This window comes from Bacillus sp. RB3 (genome assembly GCF_030164735.1).
Classification (GTDB): domain Bacteria; phylum Bacillota; class Bacilli; order Bacillales; family Bacillaceae_G; genus Bacillus_A; species Bacillus_A cereus.
This window is the reverse complement of record NZ_JASNGE010000008.1, coordinates 24,678-40,221: the sequence shown is the minus strand read 5'-3', so window position 1 is coordinate 40,221 and position 15,544 is coordinate 24,678. Positions and strand designations below refer to the sequence as shown.

Below are 15,544 nucleotides of genomic sequence, written 5' to 3'. Positions count from 1 at the left end.
ACTGTTTTTGTAAGAGGATTGATAACTGACAAAAGTGAGGTTTTGGCGAAATAAAAAATCCTGCTAGTATAGCAGGATAACTCGCAATTAAAAAATGCTCCAACCTTCTTGAGCAGAAAGAAGTTCAAGGATTTTAAAACCGGCAATACTATTTCCGTTTGCATCTAAAGCTGGTCCGAAAATACCGATTCCCATGTCTCCTTTTACGCAGCCAAAAATACCACCGGCTACACCACTTTTTGCAGGAATACCAACACGAATTGCAAATTCACCAGATTCGTTATACATACCACATGTGACCATAAATGTTTTGCAAATTTTTGTAATATGCTTAGGGATAATTTGTTTTTTCTTATATGGATCATATCCATCCATTGCAAAAATTAAGCCGATACGTGCTAAATCGATGCAGTTTACTTCAACTGCGCATTGACGAGTATATAAATCCATAAGTTCTTCAATATCACAATCGATAATTCCGTTTTGTTTCATATAATAACAAAGTGAACGGTTTAGGTAAGCTGTCTCTAGTTCTGAATCGGCAACTTTAGAGGAATAATTAATAGTAGGATTATCTGTTATTTCACGTACAAAATGAAGAATACGTTCCATTTTTTCCTCGTTATCTTTTCCTGCTAACATGCTTGTAATAGCTAAAGCTCCTGCATTTATCATTGGATTAAGGGGTTTGGACGGACTTGTCGTTTCTAACTTAATAATAGAATTAAATGGGTCACCCGTTGGTTCCATTCCAACTTTAGAAAATACATATTCTTCACCACGGTCTAAAAGGGCAAGGGCAAGTGTAATTACTTTGGAAATACTTTGAAGAGTAAATAGTGTTTGTGAGTTGCCTGCATGGATATATTCTGTTTCTTTATGGAAAATGGCAATCCCTAAATCGTCTGGATTTGCATTTCCTAGTTCGGGGATATAAGTAGCAAGTTTTCCTTTTTTCGTATATGGTTTTACTTGTTCTAACAACTGTTGTAAGTTGTTTGTTTCAATGCACTGCATAGTACCAACGCTCCTATTTTGAATTAACTAAGTTTACTTTTCCCGATATGCTCGGAAATAAATAATAACATGAAAAAGTGGAATGATAAAACGAAAGTTCAATGTGCTATAATAGGTCTTTCGTTTCGAGTATTCTGTATTTTAAAAAGGAGAATTTTCCTTTTATATAACAGTTTGGAAATAGGAGATTTATCCATAAAAAGTTCAGAAATAAAAACTACACATCTATACAACTATATGTTATTATGGTTATGTAATAGAAAGCGTTTTCTAAAGCGTACTTATAATGATAACGATTTCATAAATTTAATTAGGGGGAATTAAAATGTTGCAGTTTTTACAACGTATTGGTAAAGCTTTAATGCTTCCGATCGCAGTACTACCAGCAGCAGGATTATTGCTTCGTTTAGGGCAACCAGATGTATTTGATATTCCTGTTATGGCACAGGCCGGCGCAGCAGTTTTTGATAACTTAGCACTTATTTTTGCAATTGGTATTGCAATCGGTCTTTCAGTGGATGGTAGTGGTGCAGCAGGTCTTGCAGGTGCAATTGGTTATCTTGTTATGAAAAATAGTATTGATGCACTTAGCAAAGGATATTCAACTGCTGAATTACAAGGTAAATTAGGTAAAGTCCAAGATTTAATAGGTAATAGCGCAAATGTAGATCCATCTAAGCTTGCGGATACAATGACACAAGTATCTAAGGCTGCTGAATTATCGACTAAAGTAGATATGAAAGTCTTAGGTGGTATTATTGTTGGTGTTATAGCAGGACTTCTTTATAATAAATTCCATAAGATTAAACTTCCAGAATGGTTAGGTTTCTTTGCTGGAAAACGTTTCGTTCCAATTGTTACATCAGTTGTGATGCTGATATTAGGAATTCTATTTGCACAAATTTGGCCAACAATTCAAAATGGTATTGATGCATTAGCTCATGGAATTGTTAATTTAGGTGCAATTGGTTCAGGACTATTTGGTTTATTAAACCGTTTATTAATCCCAATTGGTTTACACCACGTAATGAACACATACTTCTGGTTTGTATTTGGGGACTTTACAAATGCAGCAGGTAATGTTGTTAATGGTGATATTGCTCGTTTCCTTGCAGGTGACAAAACAGCAGGTATGTTTATGACTGGTTTCTTCCCAGTTATGATGTTCGGTTTACCAGCAGCATGTTTCGCAATGATTGCAGCTGCTAAACCAGAAAAGCGTAAAGCAGTTACTGGTATGTTAGCTGGTCTAGCATTAACTTCATTCTTAACTGGTATTACAGAGCCTATTGAATTCTCATTCATGTTCTTATCACCAGTATTATATGGTATTCATGCTGTATTAACAGGTCTTTCTTTATTCATTACAACATCGCTTGGCATTCATGATGGTTTCTCATTTAGTGCCGGTGCAATCGATTACGCTTTAAACTTCGGTATTGCAACAAAACCAGTCTTACTAGCAGGTATTGGTTTAATTTACGCAGCAATTTATTTCATAGTATTCTACTTCTTAATTAAGAAGTTCGATTTAAAAACTCCTGGTCGTGAAGATGACGATGAGTTAGTTGAAGATGGTGATGCACCAGTTGCAGGTTCAATTGGTGAAACTTACGTAGCAGCTTTAGGCGGAAAAGAAAACTTAACAGTTATTGATAACTGTGCAACACGTCTACGCTTACAAGTAAAAGATGCTGGTCAAGTAAATGAAGCAGCATTAAAACGTGCTGGTGCAAAAGGTGTTATGAAATTAAGTAATACAAGTGTACAAGTTATCGTAGGTACAAATGTTGAATCTGTTGCCGATGATATGAAAAAACACGTATAAATAATGAGATAAGAGGATGTCCAAAAAGATTGATAACATCAATTTTTTAGAGGATATCCTCTTTTTTTTGTTAATAATTTAACGGGAATCTTACTTTTGTAAATTTTCTTTTTCTTTTTTGTACATATAGGTTGGTAATATGTGCAGTGCGTGATAAAGTAGGGATGATATAGAATGGATTATCCATAATCTACTAAAATAAATCTTTAATAGAGGAATTAAATTATTGGTGAGTAAGGGGAAAAAAGCAATTATGGATCAGGAAAAAAATAATGCGAATGGGAAAGTACGTCGGCCGATTGTATACATAAAAAGAACAATCATTCTCGTCTTACTATTATCACTTGTATATTTTATGTATACAAAAATTGTTGCGCATAATAAGAAAGAAGAAACTTTAAAAGCGGCAGCAGAAATGAAGAAACAAGAAGAGCTAAAAAAGAAAGAAGAAAAAAAGAAACAAGAAGTACAGAAGCAAAAACAAAAAGAGCAGGAAGAACAAGTGAAGCAAGCGCAAGCTGTGGAGAAGCTTCCCGAGGGACCACCTCAAGAAATTAATGAAAACGCTCAATTAGACCAGTATTTACAAAACGCAGGATTTAGCGGGACAGCTGTTATTGTAAAGAATGGAAAAGTTCTTTTGAATAAAGGGTACGGTATGGCAAATAAAGAACAGAAAGTACCGAATAATTCAGAGACGACTTTTTATATTGGTTCTATTTCAAAGGCATTTGTAGCAACTGCTATTATGCAGTTGAAAGATCAAAATAAATTACAAGTAGAAGATACTGTTGCAAAGTATATTCCAAATTTTCCTCAAGGTAATAGTATTCAGCTAAAACATCTATTAACACATACATCAGGGATTCCCGAATATGAGCAGGGAAAAGAAGATATTTCTCATGAAGAACTGATAAAGCGGATAGGAAATCAAAAGCGTATTGGTGGTCCAGGAGAGAAATGGAAGTATTCTGACTCGAACTACTCTATACTTGCATACATTGCCGAGAAGGTAAGTGGACAGTCGCTCGAAGAATATATTAAACAACATATTTTTGCTATTGCGGGTATGAAACATTCTGGTTTTGGCACAGCGTTAGAACAAACAAGATTCCCATCAACGGGTTATAAAATAGTAAATAATAATATGACAACACCTAATATTCCGAGCATGTCACAACTATATGGTTGTGGTGATATATACACAAGTGCGCATGATTTATATTTATTTAACGAAGCACTATTCTCTGGTAAATTAATTTCAAAAGAGAGTTACGATCAAATGTTTACGGGTGGAAAAAAGGATTACGGGTTTGGATGGTACGTAGACCCAGGAAGCTATTCGAATCACGGTGTAATGCCAGGATGGAATTGCTTAAACGGATTTAGTAAAAATGGTAGTGTATATGTTGTTTTATTATCTAACATTCAAAATAACATTAAATCATTTGGTAAAGTGAATAACGATATTTATTCGATATTGCGGAATATTGAAGTGTAAGAAACTATCCTTTTGGATAGTTTTTTTTATGCCTTGAACCAAATATTTCTTTTAGAAAATGTATGTCTTACCTATCACAAAAATATCTATTTTGTATACATTAAGATGTATGGATGTGAAATTTTATAATCTAAAAATAATAGGAGGAGAAGTGTATGTGTCTGTTCAGAAAATATTGGAATAAATTATCGAGATTGTTTAATAGGCAATTAGATTATTTTTTAGATAATAAGTTATTACCTGCTGTGGAAAGACTTTTATTTTCACAAAACTTCGCGAGATTTATTCAAAGAAACTCTAAGCAAGCTACTGAAGAAGTTATTGAATCAAGTAGATTTCAATCTATTATTTGTAACATTTTAAAAGAATGTACTACATCACCTTTTAAAGAAATTGCAGAGCAGTATTTAGGTAAAAACGTAGAAATTACTGTGACAGTGGGACAGTTAACAGGCGTTATTGTAGCAGTTGGTGATGACTTCTTAACATTGCAAGAAGGAATAGGAACAGAAGTTTTATTACCATTTACAAGTATTATATCAATTAAAGAAGCGTAAGAAAGGAGCGTTATATATGTTATTTACTGATGAATTACGTAACCATGTTGGGGAACTAGTGCAAGTTGTGACAGCTGTAGAAATCATTGCAGGCGTTCTTTTATCTGTGACGGATGGGGCAGTAATTGTTCGTACTTCTCCTTCTTATGGACCACCAGAAGATGTAGTTGTGCGTATTCCTATTATTGCTTATGTTCGCTTGGAAGGGTAAGAGTGATACAAGTATGAGAGTGTCAGTTGTTATTCCAGTGCATAATGAAGCAAGTACTTTATCAAAAGTTTTAGTAGAAGTAAGAAAGCTCGAACCATATGAAATTATCATAGTAGATAATGGATCGACAGATGGTACGAAAGAAATAGCGCTACAGCATAATTGCCGTGTGATTTATTATAGATATTCCCTTGGTAATGATGTGGGACGGGCAATTGGTGCTAGAGAAGCAAAAGGTGAAATTGTTTTATTTTTAGATGGTGATATCGTCATGAAAAGTGAAGAATTATACAATTTTATTAAAGGAATACAGCAAGGACATGAGATTGTTTTAAATAATTTAACATGGTCCGTTTATTTGAAGATGAGACCGCATTATACGACGGTTGGAAAATATATGTTAAATCGTTATTTGAACAAGAAGGAGTTTGTTGTAGGATCTTTAATTGCAATACCACATGCGATAAGTCGTAAAGTGATTGAAAAACTGGGGTGGTGGAATTTAGCAGATCCAGCATTATTTCAAGCGATGGCGATGTCTAGAGGAGTAGATATTTCTGATATGGCTTCAGTTGATGTCATTTACACAAATAAAGTTCGTCCTGTCCATACGGGCACATCACCTGGCTCTCCTTATCCGAAAGCGACTAGTCGTATTATGGGTGATCATTTGCGTGCTTTACAATACGTAATCGAAACATACGGTAATCGCGGTGGTTTTTCAGAGGACAATAGAGATAGAGCGTTTGTAGGAAAGTATAAACCAGTTTTATTACAAAAGAAAAAAGCGAAATATAGTGCCATTATCCCGGTATCAGAAGAAAAAATAATTATAAGGTCTGTTATACAAGAAGTGAAAGAAGCAGGTGTAGATGAAATTATAGTTGTCGCAAATGGAGCAGATGTTGAGACTGTTAAACAGGCAAAGCTAGAGAATGTTATTGTAGTTGAATTTACGAAGGCGCTTGGACATAATGTAGCACGAGCAATAGGGGCTATGCATGCTACGGCAGATATTTGTTTATTCGTTGATGGTGATTTTGTTATTCCAGCAAAAAAACTCACTCCATTTTTACATGCTGTTGAAGATGGAAATGACGTGGTGTTAAATGATTTACAATGCTTATTAGATATGTTTCATCCAGCAGATCCAATTAGTATGGGAAAATACTTTTTGAATTTGGTAGCGAAAAGACCAGATTTATGGAATAACTCACTAACTGCTGTACCACATGCCATGCATAAGAAGGTAATAGAGAAAATAGGATATGACTCCCTTATCATTCCGCCATTAGCACAAGTGAAAGCTATTTTAGAAGGATTCTCTATTACAACAGTAGAGTTAGTAGATGTTATAAAAACAAATCGAGTACGTCCAGAGCAACACGAATTTGTAAATGGGCGTATTTCAGCGTTTGATCGTATTTTCGGTGATCAACTTGAGGCGGTTACGTATTTATTACAACGTACGGACGAACGTGGTGGCTTTACTGATGGAGATAGAGATAGAGATATCATTCAACAATTGAGAAGGGAAGAAGAGAATACAAATGAATAGTAGTAAAGTAGCTATTATTGGGTTAGGGTATGTTGGCCTTCCTTTAGCGGTACATTTTGCAGAAAGAGGGCATACAGTACTTGGATTAGATAAAGATATTAGAAAAATAGACTCAATTATAAAAGGAGAAAGTTATATTCCAGATGTTTCTTCTAAAGAGTTACAAAGTTTATTGACGAAAAAAAAATTAACAGTAAACACACCGGATCAAGGCATTGCTGATTTTCAAAATAGTGATTATGTTATTGTCACTGTCCCGACTCCAATTAATGAACAAAGAGAACCAGACTTAAGTGCCCTCATTTCAGCTTCGCATTATATACAACAAAACCTTCAAAAAGGACAAACCTTCATTTTTGAAAGCTCCACATATCCAGGCACACTTGAAGAAGTCATCCTACCTATTATTTCTCAAAATAGTAACAAGGTAGGGGAAGATTTCTATATCGGATATTCCCCTGAGAGAATTGATCCAGCAAATAGTCAATATTCAGTTCAAGCTATTCCAAAAGTTATTAGTGGACAAACAGAAAAGTGTAGACAAAAGGTACAGGATTTATATAGTACCATTTTTGACGAAGTTGTACCTGTTAGCTCTCCGAAAGTAGCAGAGATGTGCAAGCTATTTGAAAATATTCAGCGCTTAGTTAACATTTCTTTAGTAAATGAACTAAACACACTATGTGAAAGTTTAGGCATTGATTTTTATGAGGCCATTGAAGCGGCATCTACAAAACCATTTGGGTTTACTCCATATTGGCCAGGGCCAGGGATAGGGGGACACTGTATTCCAGTAGACCCTTTATATTTTCAATGGAGAATAAAAAAGAATGGGGCAATTAGTCAATTAATTGAGGCAGCACATATAATTAATGAAGAAATGCCAGAGAAAATGGTCCGGAAAGTAAAAAGTGTGGTGCAATCACCTGCAACGGTGTTAATTGTAGGGATTGCGTATAAAAAAGATGTAAATGATTTGAGAGAATCACCAGCGTTACCGATTATTCAATTATTAAGAAATCAAGGATACGAGATAGAATATCATGATCCTTATATTTCTTTCGCGGAAATTGGAGATAAGGTGTATCAATCTGTTTCTTTAGATGAAGAAAAAGTTAAAAAAGCGGATTGTATTTTAATTTTAACGGATCATTCTAATATTGATTGGAAGCTTTTTAAAGGAATGGACCGAGTAATAGATACACGCGGGATTGTAAAGAAGGTGAGTAAATGAGTAAGAAATGTTTAATTACAGGTGGGGCCGGATTTATCGGGTCGCATTTAGCTGAAGAGTTGATGAGAAGAGGTTATGAGGTCACTGTTGTGGATAACTTTTATAAAGGTAAAAATAAGTACCATAAAGAGTTAATGAAAAAAATCCGTGTTATTCCAATAAGTGTTTTAGATAAAAATTCTATTTATGAATTAGTAGATCAGCATGATGTCGTGTTTCATTTAGCAGCAATTTTAGGTGTGAAAACAACAATGGAAAAAAGTATAGAGCTCATAGAAACGAATTTTGATGGGACAAGAAATATTTTACAAGCAGCGTTAAAAGGAAAGAAGAAAGTAGTTTTTGCTTCTACTTCAGAAGTATATGGTAAGGCCAAGCCACCTTTCTCTGAAGAGGGAGATCGATTATACGGGGCAACTTCTAAAATTCGTTGGAGTTATGCAGTTTGTAAAACTTTGGAAGAGACATTATGTTTAGGATACGCATTAGAAGGTTTATCGGTAACGATTGTTCGATATTTTAATATTTATGGTCCAAGAGCGAAAGATGGTCCGTATGCAGGGGTAATCCCGCGATTTATTAGTGCGGCTTTGCAAGGAGAAGACATTCTCGTATATGGAGATGGAAAGCAGACACGTTGTTTTACGTATGTGAGTGATGCGGTAGAAGCAACAATTCGGGCAATGGATGAGAAGGTAAATGGTGAGATTATTAATATAGGTTCTGAGAATGAACAGAGTATAAAAGAAGTAGCAGAAGTAATTAAAAAATTAACGAATTCTTCTTCGAAGATTGTACAAGTGCCTTTTGAAGAAGTATATCCTCATGGTTTTGAAGAAATTCCAAATAGAAGACCAGATGTAACAAAATTAAAAAAGCTTGTTCAATTTCAGGCGAAAGTAACGTGGGAAAACGGATTGAAGGAAACAATTAAGTGGTTTCGTGAACAAAACAATGGCTAAGTCATTATCTGTTATTATTCCTGCATGTAATGAGGTCGATACGATTTCAGACGTTATTCAATCGGTAAGACCATTAAATCCAGTAGAAATTATTGTAGTAGCAAACGGTTGTAATGATGGAACAGAAGATGTTGCAGATCGTTTAGGGTGTAAAGTAATCAAACATACAGAGCTACTAGGGAACGATGTTGGACGTGCAGTCGGCGCAAAACATGCGATAGGTGATGTATTACTATTTATAGATGGTGATTTTGCTATTCAAACTTCAAAATTAAAATTATTCCTTAATCCGATTTTATACGATCAGGCAGATGTAGTTTTAAATAATTTGGATGCATTATTTTTAAAAAGGCAAAAACCTACTTCTATTACAGTATGGCGCCAAATATTAAATGCAATGTTAGAGCGTGAAGAATTAAAAATTAATTCTTTATTAGATGTACCTCATGCGCTGACGAAAGAAGTCGTTCAAAGCATCGGATATGAATGTTTTGTTAATCCTATTGTGGCTCATTTACGCCTACTTCAAAGTAAATGGAGAATTAGTCGTCATTGCGCCATTGACGTTATTACGCCAAATAAATTTCGTCCATTCCAGCATGCTGCATATGGAACAAATCTTTCCCAATCTGAAAAAAGAATGATAGGTGATCATATAGAAGCAGTAGCGGCACGGATATTAAGCAGTGATGAGCGCGGAGGATATTATGATGGAAATAGGAAAAGGGATAGTGTCTATCATACTTTAAGTTTTGAAGAGTTTTATCAAGGATGGGGCGTCACATCTAATTTGTATAAAGGAAAGCAACTATCTGTTGTTATTCCCGTACAAGATGAAGAGAAAACAATTGGAAACGTTATAGAAGAGCTTCGCAAAATTGAACCCTTCGAAATTATCGTTGTCGTAAATGGTTCGTCAGATAAAACGAAAAAAATTGCAAAAGACAAAGGGGCAACGACAATTGTATATAAAGAAGCACTCGGAAATGATGTAGGGCGCTCACTTGGAACTTATTTTGCCAAAGGAGAAATTGTGTTATTTATAGACGGCGATTTTATTATTCCAGCGAGTGAGCTATATCCTTTTGCAAAAGCTATAGCAGATGGAAAGGACGTCGCATTAAATGATTTAAATCACTATTTAGATTTAAGAGTACCACTTCATCTTGTAACTGCATTTAAGTATGCACTAAATTTAGCTTGTGATAGAAAGGATTTAGGGGTAGGCTCACTTATTGCGGTACCTAATGCATTTAGCCAAAAGTGTTTGAAAGCAATTGGGTATAAATCTTTATTGTCACCTTGTGTAGCACAAGTGAAGGCTCTTCTGTCTGGATTTGAAATTGCATGTGTATATCGTGTTGAGGTTGATAAGATGAACCGTATTCGTCCCAGTGAACATTTCGCAAAAATAGGTCACCCTCCAGCTGTACTTCGAATTATAGGTGATCATATAGAGGGACTAGAGCAAATAATTTCATTAACAGACAATCGTGGCGGATTCTATGATGGCAATAGAAAAAGAGATGTTTTATAGAAGTAACAAAAAAGTGTACAACATGTGTACACTTTTTTGTTCTGTTATAAAAACTATAACAGATTAGGAGATAAGAGTATTACAGCTCTACAATGGGTATTGTTCTTATATTACAAAATAGGACTCGTATATAAGGATACCAAAAAAATACAATTAAGGAAAGGGTTAATTTTAAAGACTTTTAAATGAAGTTAACACTATATATATAGTAGTTTGCTCAATATTTCACAAACATGTCACAACTATTTCGTTCACTTTCGTAAAAAAGTAGTATTCTAAGTGTGTAAGCTGTTATATAAAAAATCTTAGTCCTGTACTAATCAAAAATGGAGGAGATTAGGATGACTCAAGTATTAGAAAATGTTAAAAACGCATGGGAAAACTTTAAAGGTGAAAAATGGAAAGCAGAGATTGATGTTCGCGATTTCATTTTAAATAATGTAAACGTTTTCGAAGGAGACGAATCTTTCTTAGCAGAAGCAACTGAAGCAACGAAACAACTTTGGGATCAAGTAATGGATTTAACAACGAAAGAACGTGAAAACGGTGGCGTTCTTGATATGGATACAAAAATTGTTTCTTCTATTACATCACATGCCCCTGGATACTTAAATAAAGATATTGAAAAAGTAGTCGGTTTCCAAACTGATAAACCATTTAAACGTTCTTTACAACCATATGGTGGTATTCGTATGGCAGAACAAGCTTGTGAATCTTATGGATACGAAATGGATAAAGAACTTAGTCGTATTTTTAGAGATTGGAGAAAAACTCATAACCAAGGTGTATTTGATGCATACACACCAGAAATGAGAAATGCACGTAAATCAGGTGTTATTACGGGTCTTCCAGATGCATACGGACGTGGACGTATTATCGGTGACTATCGCCGAGTAGCGTTATATGGTATTGATCATTTAATTGAAGCGAAAAAAGCTGATTTAAATTTAACTGGCGGTGTAATGAGCGAAGATACAATGCGTTTACGCGAAGAGTTATCTGAGCAAATGCGTGCACTTCAAGAGTTAAAAGAAATGGCCGCTTCTCATGGCTTCGATATTTCTAAGCCAGCAACAAACACGCAGGAAGCATTCCAATGGTTATACTTCGCATACCTTGCAGCGATTAAAGAGCAAAACGGGGCTGCAATGAGTCTTGGGCGTACTTCTACATTCTTAGATATTTACATTGAAAGAGATTTAGCAAATGGTACTTTAACAGAAGAAGAAGTACAAGAAATTGTAGATCACTTCATTATGAAATTACGTCTTGTGAAATTCGCAAGAACACCTGATTATAATGAATTATTCTCTGGTGACCCAACTTGGGTAACTGAATCTATCGGTGGTATGGCATTAGATGGTCGTCCATTAGTAACAAAGAACTCATTCCGTTTCTTGCATACATTAGATAATTTAGGACCAGCTCCAGAACCAAACTTAACTGTTCTTTGGTCTAAACAATTACCAGAGAACTTTAAAAACTACTGTGCGAAAATGTCTATTAAAACATCAGCAATTCAATATGAAAATGATGACATTATGCGCCCTGAATACGGCGATGATTACGGTATTGCATGTTGCGTATCTGCAATGAGAATCGGTAAACAAATGCAGTTCTTCGGAGCTCGTGCAAACTTAGCGAAAGCATTATTATATGCGATTAACGGTGGTAAAGATGAAAAATCTAAAGCACAAGTTGGTCCTGAGTACGCACCAATTACTTCTGAAGTATTAAATTATGAAGAAGTTATGCATAAGTTTGATATGACAATGGAATGGTTGGCGGGTCTATATTTAAATACATTAAATGTTATCCATTACATGCATGATAAATATAGCTATGAACGTATTGAAATGGCACTTCATGATACAAACGTTCTTCGTACAATGGCAACAGGTATTGCTGGTCTATCTGTAGTAGCAGATTCATTAAGTGCAATTAAATACGCAAAAGTAAAACCAATTCGTGATGAAAATGGTATTGCAGTTGACTTCGAGATTGAAGGAGATTTCCCTAAATACGGTAACAATGATGATCGTGTAGATGAGATTGCTGTAAATCTTGTAAAAACATTTATGAATAAACTTCGTAAACATAAAACATACAGAAATTCTGTTCATACAATGTCAATCTTAACAATCACATCTAACGTTGTATACGGTAAGAAAACTGGTAATACTCCAGATGGCCGCCGTACTGGAGAACCATTTGCACCAGGTGCGAACCCAATGCATGGACGTGATACAAAAGGTGCATTAGCTTCATTATTATCTGTGGCTAAATTACCATATGAAGATGCACAAGATGGTATTTCTAATACATTCTCTATTATTCCGAAAGCACTTGGTAAAGAAGATGATGTACAAGTACGTAACTTAGTATCAATGCTTGATGGCTATGCAGTAAAAGAAGGCCACCACTTAAATATTAACGTATTTAACCGTGAAACATTAATGGATGCAATGGAACATCCTGAGAAATATCCACAATTAACAATTCGCGTATCTGGTTACGCTGTAAACTTTATTAAATTAACTCGTGAACAACAAATTGATGTAATTAACCGTACAATGCATGAAAGCATGTAAATGAAAAAAGTGTCCCTTCGCTCTTAATATATAGCGAAGGGAGGCTGTTTCAATAAAGGAGGAAGTAACATGGTAAAAGGAAGAATACATTCTGTAGAGTCTTGTGGTACTGTTGATGGCCCAGGGATTCGTTATGTCATATTTACACAAGGGTGTTTATTACGTTGTCAATATTGTCATAATGCTGATACGTGGGAAATCGGTAAAGGTAAAGAAATAACAGTTGAAGAAGTGATGCAGGATGTGACATGTTACCTTCCATTTATTGAAGCTTCCGGAGGCGGTATAACAGTTAGCGGTGGAGAGCCATTATTACAGCTAGACTTTTTAATTGAGTTGTTTAAAAAGTGTAAAGAGGCTGGTATCCATACAACAATCGACTCTTCTGGTGGTTGTTATTCTGAGGAACCAGAATTCCAAAATAAGCTAGATATTTTAATGGATTATACAGATTTAGTTTTATTGGATCTGAAACATATCGATTCCAAAAAGCATCGTAAATTAACAGGGAAACCAAATGAACATATTTTACAATTTGCTCGTTATTTATCGGATAAGAATAAACCGATTTGGGTACGACACGTATTAGTTCCTGGTGTTACGGATAATGAAGAGGATCTACAAAAACTATCTAGCTTTATTCAAAGTCTGTCTAATGTTCAAAAAGTTGAAGTGTTACCATATCATAAGCTTGGTGTATATAAATGGGAGGCGCTTGGACACAAGTATCCACTCGCAAATGTAGAACCACCTACTGAGAAAAATGTAGAACATGCTAAATATATTTTACAAGCGGTCTAATCCAAATATTGGATTAGGCTTTTTGCTTTCTTTACAATAAAATCTAGAGTATATATTGATAAAAGAGTATACTGAAAATAGAATATCCATAATTTTGTACGGAATAAATGGAGAAATTTACATAATTGTAAAGGGAAATCAAAATAGTAAAAAGAATTAAGAAGTAAAAGAGTGAGTATCATGGAATAGAGAACATTTGTAAGTTATTGCGAAAGCTCTTATAGGAAAGTATAATGTAAAGATATGAGCACAGATAGGATTAAGGGGTCAATCTTATATGCTTTGCATATCCACGACAGGTACATAGCTGAAAGGGAATTATTAGAATCTGTTTATGTAATTTTTAAGGAAAATGTTTTTCCTATTGTCGTATATGCAATATGGAGAAACAAAAAGCTAGGAGTGGATTTGTTTGATAAAAAACCCCAAGGTTTTAATATTAACTGCACATTACGGTAATGGTCATGTGCAAGTAGCAAAAACATTAGAACAAACATTTCGCCAAAAAGGAATTGAAGATGTTATTGTATGCGACTTGTTTGGAGAATCACATCCATTTATAACTGACATTACAAAATATCTATATTTAAAAAGTTATACAATAGGAAAAGAATTATATCGTTTGTTTTATTACGGGGTAGAAAAAATTTATGATAAGAAAATAGCATCTTGGTATGCGAACTTTGGAAGAAAACGTTTGAAAACACTGTTACAGGTGGAGAAACCAGATATTGTAATTAATACATTTCCAATTATCGCTGTACCAGAATTGAAGAAACAAACAGGTATTTCAATTCCTGTCTATAACGTATTAACGGATTTTTGCGTGCACAAAATATGGATTCATCGAGAAGTAGATCGTTATTTTGTTGCAACGGATCATGTGAAAGAATTGATGGTTGATATCGGTGTACCTGCGGAACAAATTGTTGAAACAGGAATTCCAATTCGGAGTAGTTTTGAGTTAAAGGTAAATCCAGAAATCATATATAATAAATATCAGTTATGTAAGAATAAAAAGATTTTACTAATTGTAGCAGGTGCTCATGGGGTATTAGGAAATGTAAAAGAACTATGCCAATCATTTATGTCAGTGCCTAATTTACAAGTAGTTGTCGTTTGTGGGAAAAATGAAGCTTTAAAACAGGATTTATTAAGTTTACAGAAGCAAAATTCCGATGCATTAAAAGTGTTTGGGTATGTTGAAAATATTGATGAATTATTCCGTGTTACTTCTTGTATGATTACGAAGCCAGGCGGAATAACATTAAGTGAAGCAGCAGCGTTGCAAGTACCTGTCATTTTATATAAGCCTGTTCCAGGACAAGAAAATGAAAATGCGATGTACTTTGAAAGAAAGGGAGCAGCAGTTGTCATTCGCGATGATAGTGAGGTTTTTGCAAAAACAGAGGCATTATTACAAGATGATGTGAAGCTTCTTCAAATGAAAGAAGCAATGAAAAGCATCTATCTTCCAGAGCCAGCTGGTCATATTGTAGATGCAATTTTGGCGGAAAATCATGCAGAACCGCGTCATATACCTATTAAATCACCTGCTCTTGCACAATCTTTTACTTAATATGAAACCCTCTTTGTATATGTAAAGAGGGTTCTTTATTATTTTTAAAGAAAATTTAGTGAGTTATCCACAAAAGGATTGCGCTTTCATTAAACAGTAAAGTCGGAATATTAACAACTATATCCACATTGTCCACAATTTTTAGAAAAATATCCACAATTAAAACAG

The 15,544-nt window shown here is 34.7% G+C and carries 12 protein-coding genes and 2 pseudogenes; 13 read left to right on the top strand and 1 reads right to left on the bottom strand.

Translation table 11 applies throughout. The features are described from left to right. Window positions 1–87: 87 nt before the first annotated feature. Window positions 88–1,017 (bottom strand): glutaminase A, encoded by a 930-nt coding sequence (glsA, locus tag QO049_RS12795; protein WP_001149850.1) that lies wholly within the window; start codon window positions 1,015–1,017, stop codon window positions 88–90. Window positions 1,018–1,086: 69 nt separating this feature from the next. On the opposite strand from glsA, the pseudogene QO049_RS30740 reads away from it, so the two are divergent. From QO049_RS30740 to QO049_RS12735, 13 genes and pseudogenes are all read left to right on the top strand, one after another. Continuing rightward, a pseudogene (locus QO049_RS30740) lies at window positions 1,087–1,201 on the top strand (transcriptional regulator). A gap of 141 nt (window positions 1,202–1,342) precedes the next feature. Next, the gene (gene nagE / locus QO049_RS12790) at window positions 1,343–2,845 is read left to right on the top strand and encodes an N-acetylglucosamine-specific PTS transporter subunit IIBC (protein WP_000938900.1); all 1,503 of its coding nucleotides are present in this window, start codon (window positions 1,343–1,345) and stop codon (window positions 2,843–2,845) included. A 253-nt stretch (window positions 2,846–3,098) separates the two neighbouring features. Next, window positions 3,099–4,346: a serine hydrolase domain-containing protein gene (locus QO049_RS12785; protein WP_000371841.1), complete on the top strand. Its 1,248-nt coding sequence runs from the start codon at window positions 3,099–3,101 to the stop codon at window positions 4,344–4,346. A gap of 155 nt (window positions 4,347–4,501) precedes the next feature. Next, window positions 4,502–4,903 carry an LSm family protein gene (locus QO049_RS12780; protein ID WP_000335548.1) on the top strand — a complete coding sequence of 134 codons (402 nt, stop codon included), beginning with the start codon at window positions 4,502–4,504 and terminating at the stop codon, window positions 4,901–4,903. A 16-nt stretch (window positions 4,904–4,919) separates the two neighbouring features. After that, on the top strand, window positions 4,920–5,114 hold the full coding sequence (locus QO049_RS12775; protein ID WP_000899469.1) for an LSm family protein: 195 nt from the start codon (window positions 4,920–4,922) through the stop codon (window positions 5,112–5,114). Between the two features lie 13 nt (window positions 5,115–5,127). Continuing rightward, on the top strand, window positions 5,128–6,672 hold the full coding sequence (locus QO049_RS12770) for a glycosyltransferase family 2 protein (RefSeq protein WP_001266461.1): 1,545 nt from the start codon (window positions 5,128–5,130) through the stop codon (window positions 6,670–6,672). Continuing rightward, complete coding sequence (locus QO049_RS12765) at window positions 6,665–7,906, top strand: nucleotide sugar dehydrogenase (protein ID WP_246961845.1); 1,242 nt, start codon at window positions 6,665–6,667, stop codon at window positions 7,904–7,906. Before QO049_RS12770 ends, QO049_RS12765 begins: the two co-directional genes overlap by 8 nt. Beyond that, on the top strand, window positions 7,903–8,868 hold the full coding sequence (locus tag QO049_RS12760) for an NAD-dependent epimerase/dehydratase family protein (RefSeq protein ID WP_087966450.1): 966 nt from the start codon (window positions 7,903–7,905) through the stop codon (window positions 8,866–8,868). Before QO049_RS12765 ends, QO049_RS12760 begins: the two co-directional genes overlap by 4 nt. Continuing rightward, window positions 8,861–10,405, top strand: coding sequence for a glycosyltransferase family 2 protein (locus tag QO049_RS12755; protein WP_002100715.1), 1,545 nt, complete (start codon window positions 8,861–8,863; stop codon window positions 10,403–10,405). The genes QO049_RS12760 and QO049_RS12755 overlap by 8 nt, the downstream gene beginning before the upstream one ends. Next, a pseudogene (locus QO049_RS12750) lies at window positions 10,374–10,594 on the top strand (hypothetical protein). Before QO049_RS12755 ends, QO049_RS12750 begins: the two are co-directional and overlap by 32 nt. 152 nt (window positions 10,595–10,746) lie before the next feature. Continuing rightward, window positions 10,747–12,996, top strand: coding sequence for a formate C-acetyltransferase (pflB, locus tag QO049_RS12745; protein WP_000195464.1), 2,250 nt, complete (start codon window positions 10,747–10,749; stop codon window positions 12,994–12,996). A 69-nt stretch (window positions 12,997–13,065) separates the two neighbouring features. Next, on the top strand, window positions 13,066–13,797 hold the full coding sequence (gene pflA / locus QO049_RS12740) for a pyruvate formate-lyase-activating protein (RefSeq protein WP_000238467.1): 732 nt from the start codon (window positions 13,066–13,068) through the stop codon (window positions 13,795–13,797). A 412-nt stretch (window positions 13,798–14,209) separates the two neighbouring features. Beyond that, window positions 14,210–15,376 carry a diglucosyl diacylglycerol synthase gene (locus QO049_RS12735; protein WP_000594688.1) on the top strand — a complete coding sequence of 389 codons (1,167 nt, stop codon included), beginning with the start codon at window positions 14,210–14,212 and terminating at the stop codon, window positions 15,374–15,376. Window positions 15,377–15,544 lie beyond the last annotated feature (168 nt).